The organism is Rhizobium sp. SVR5-9E (genome assembly GCF_056755095.1).
Genome location: NZ_JBNDHS010000178.1, coordinates 1 through 4,467 on the forward strand (window position 1 = coordinate 1; position 4,467 = coordinate 4,467).

General features: G+C 61.0%; 1 protein-coding gene. It reads right to left on the bottom strand.

Annotated features, from left to right (window positions below; genetic code table 11):
- Positions 1 to 4,041: N,N-dimethylformamidase beta subunit family domain-containing protein (locus tag ACPYOJ_RS33865; RefSeq protein ID WP_481420153.1), on the bottom strand; the 4,041-nt coding region annotated here is incomplete at its 3' end.
- Positions 4,042 to 4,467: the final 426 nt, after the last annotated feature.

Below are 4,467 nucleotides of genomic sequence, written 5' to 3' on the forward strand. Positions count from 1 at the left end.
ACCGTTGGCGGTACCGCCCTTCTCGGTCGCATCCCCCGCATCGGCAACCGCCGTCGGCGTCGTGTTGCCTGAGGTCGTCGACACGGCGATGTTGAAGGTCTCGCTAGCGGCAAGGCCGCCGAGATCGGTCGCCGTCACCTTGATGCCGGACGTGCCGGCTGTCGTCGGCGTGCCGCTGAAGGTCCGCGTCGCCTGGTTGAAGCTCAGCCAGGCGGGAAGCGACGAGCCGTCGTCGGCGGTTGCCGTATAGGCGAGCGTTTCGCCGCTGTCGACATCGGTGAAGGTGCTGGCCGGCAGCACAAACGAAAAGGCCGTGCCGACGGTGGCGTTCTGGGTGGCGGTCTGGGCCGCGAGCACCGGCGCGTCGTTGGCGCCGTGGATGGTGACGGTCAGCGTGGCCGCGGCGGTGGCGCCGGCAGTGTCACGCATGGTGTAGCTGAAGGCATCGCTCAGCGTATTGGTGGACTGCCGCAACGCCTGCACGGCGGTATTGTTCTCGTTGATGGCATAGGTATAGGCGCCCGACGCATTGAGCACGAGACTGCCATACGTGCCGTTGAGGGCGGTGCCGAGCGTGCCGGCCGTCGCGCCGAAGCTGACCGCGCTGACGGTCTTGGTGTCGCCGGCATCCGGATCGGTGTCGTTGGCGAGCACGTTGCCGCTGGCGCCCACGCCGCCCGAACCGTTGGCGGTACCGCCCTTCTCGGTCGCATCCCCCGCATCGGCAACCGCCGTCGGCGTCGTGTTGCCTGAGGTCGACGGGTTGAACATGACGTCGACCCAGTAGTTCTCCGCCTGAAAGGTGCTGTTCGGAAACTGGCTCGTGCTACCATAGCGGTAGACGCCGTTGCCGCTGGCTGGCGCCGTCAACGGACCGCTCGTGACATCTGCGGTGAAGTAGTTGGAAGTCGTGGAGTAATGGCCGACATCAGTGTGGTAGGAGGCCGTGTAGGTGGCACCCGGCGTCAGCGTAACGGGGCTGGAGAAGGTCGCGCTCTGCCAGCCGCTGGCGGTCTCGTTGGTGAACGTAAGGGTCGCCAGCCGCGTACCGGTGCTCGACCACAGCGAGCCGGTATGGGTGCCGGTATCTTGGCTGCCCTTGTAGAACCGGATACCACTGACGGTGCCGGCCGCCGACGTCTGGAATCTGACCCCGAGCTCGATGGCGGACGTATCGTTGGTGTTTACGACGGCAGGTGTCGCTGACCCGAGCAGCGAGATAAAGCTCGGCGTGGTTACGGTGACCGTTCGTCCTGCCGATGGTGATTCCAAATTGATGCTATCGTCGACGGCACGAGAGCGAATTGTATAGGTGCCAGCAAGCTGCGGCGTCCACGTGTACGTCCAGTTCTCATCACCTGTCGCCGGATGCCAGCTCGCACCATTGTCCGTCGAAACCTCTACGCCAGCGATCACACCGCCGACATCCGAGGAAGTGCCCGTAATCGTCACCGTGTTCCCAGCGGCGACATTTGCGGGCACCGTGATCGTCGAGGTTGGGGCGGTATGGTCAGTCGAAGCGGTCGCGGCGACGAGCCCGGATTGCAGCGTTCCAGGCTGGATACCCATGTCGGCAAGCAGATTGACCATTGCCTGCCGCACGCGGGGATCGGTCGGTGTCACCTGGAGGTCGTGGTTGTCGCTCAGACCCCAGGCCCAATAGACCGTTCCAGCGCCGAAGACGAGCGCTCCGCTGGGCGCCCGATAAAGCGTCAGATTGTGGGTTGAGACGCCGTTGCCTGTCGTGTTTCCGTAGTCGAGCAGGTAAGTGCTCACCGGAAGTGTCGTTGACGACAGCTTCACGAGGCCAGCCGGATCGAAGCCATTGTCCGTCGCTTCGTCCCACTCATAACCGAGATAGTTTCTGGTGAGTGTTGCCGTCTGGCCGGGCTGAAGATTGGCAACGCTCGTATCGCGCCAAAAGCGCAAGTTGGCGTCATCGTAGGGAACCGTGATCGCCTGAAGATTACCGCCGACATCGTCGACCTTAAACAACTGGCCGGTCAGTGAGTTTTCCGGGTTTCCGCCACCGACGGCGGGTGGGCTGAGGCGCGGATCGCGGAAGGTGCCTGTCCATTCGTTGGAGGGGTCAATGCTGCTGCCGGGCGACCATGTCTCCTTGTAGGAGATAAGGGTGCGATAGGGCGTGACGTCGCTACTGTAGCTGTTGCCCCAACGAGTGCGCCAGTAAACCTCGTTACCGCTCCAGAACTGCAGGTTAACGCCCGCGTCGCGTGCAGCTTCGACATTGGCCCGCTGCTGTCCGGACCAATATTCGTCGTGCCCAGCATCAAGATACATCTTATGATTGAGCAATAAACTGCCATAACGGTCGACGTCGACGCCCGACATGTACGAAACATCATAGCCGTTCTGTTCCAGCCAGTAGATGCCTGCGTACTCGGCACCGAACAGATAGTCTTGGGGACCGGCAAAGGTGCCGACCCCGCCGCGGGTCGCAATCGGTCTATTGTAGCTGACTGCATAGGCGCGACCAGAACCCTGCCCCGTCGCCGGGCCATTGCCGCCATAAAAGTTTGCACCACCCCAGCCGTTATACGCCTGCCAGGTCTCGTCTGCGGTCTGGAAGACGACGTCGCTATGGCTGTCGTCGTCGCGCACGATGAACGGGATATGGTTCTCGCCGAACGTGCCATCCTGACGCACGAGCTTGGCAATATAGACGCCTGAGACGGCGTCCTCTGGTACGGTCCACGACGCCGAGACTGCCCAGTTGCCGGCATCCACCGTTCCGGTCGAGGCATTGCGCAACGGATTGGGCTGTGTCTGCAATCCGGTGTGCTGCAGGGTGGTAACCTTGCGCGCGCCCATGCCGCCATAATAGCCGAGCCGGTAAATATCGATTCGATAGTTGGTGGAATTCGTATTGATCTTGAAGCTAATCGCCTTGCCGTTGTCGACGCTAATGTCGGTCGCGAACCCCTCGATGTTGGAGCTACCGGCACCGTCGATACCCCATTCGCTTTCAGGATTGCCCTGCTTCTGGTTTTCCGCCACGATCGGGTTGATGGCCGCGGCCGCCAGATTCTGCGTCACCTTCCCCTGCGTGCCCAACGGTCCGGTAACCGAACCGGAAAGGATGCCGATACCTTTGGAGGTAGCGGTTCCCGTTCCAGTCTCGCCGCCGCCTGGCAATGACCCATTCCGGGCCGCTGATTCTGTCCACCTTGCGGTTCCGTTCCAGCCGGAGAAAGTGGACACGTCACGATCCAGAAGCGGGTCGCTGATCGAGGCGCCGGTTGTCCCCTTGACTGTCGGCACATAGTCCGGTCCCTCGGTCAGCCTGGTCCCCGGCAATTGACCGTCCCGTTGAAGCATGCCGTTGCCCTGGGCCCAATCAAGAATTCGCGTGGGAGAGGTAAAGTAGCCGCACCCGCAGACTCCAAAGGGCATGCCAAACGCCAAAAATGAATGAGATCCAGCAACGTGCGCAGTCGCCTGCGCTGACGGAGTCGACTCGAGGATTACGACGTTACCCGAAGCAGCAGGCTCGCCCGTCACAGTGGCCGAACCTCGCCCTGACGCTGTCGGAGCGGGGCTTTGCGGTAGAAACGGAGACAAAGGATCGTCGCCTATAGGACCAATTCCAGCGTGGGCACCATGAAATGGCGATGCAGTCCCGTATGGAGACCCATTCGCGTCCCGTCTGAAAGGTGCATAACCCGGCACACCGGCGAGAGCCGCGGCAGAATCATCGCTTTGAATTCCCCTCGTTGCGAACGGGTCGGTCAACGACGGCAGTGCGTGGTCGATATTGACCTGACCGTCCGCGTCGGAAGCTACTTCGTCTCCTTGGCCACTGTCGTGATCATGGAGCGTAGAATCGTTGACGAGACTGTCAACCGAGGCGCCATGCCTGTTCCCATCCGCAGTTTGCACGAATGAAGCAAGTTGAGAAGCATTCTCGCTCCCGTAGGTAGTCTTGCGCGTCCTCACCTTTCCGCTGGCGGCCACCCACCGTGGAGCCAACAAATCCACTCGTGTTGACCGGGAACCCCACCGGCGAGCATTGCGATACATGGCATGCCCCTCTCGCAAAATTGCCACGATCAATATGAGGATCGTTCAATGCTTGGATCCCGGAATTATAGTCGAAAAAGAAGAGAACATATTCTACGCATTTCGATCTAACGGCGATCATCCTTTTAGCGAATGAGCTTTTCCGTAGAGCACGACTTCCCTTTCGCGGGACACCAAGTGGCACAATCGAAGGATCCGCTTGTAGGTTTGGTTGCGGGGGCAGGATCTGCTGTCTTCTGCCCGTTTTGTCGGCTTTGCCTTGTTGCGGCCCTTGACGCGCCGTTGACCGCGCCCTGGAACGCAAAAACCCACCTAACCGGCGGGCTTTTTGCGGATATGATCGTTGTGGTTGGTTGCGGGGGCAGGATTTGAACCTGCGGCCTTCAGGTTATGAGCCTGACGAGCTACCGGGCTGCTCCACCCCGC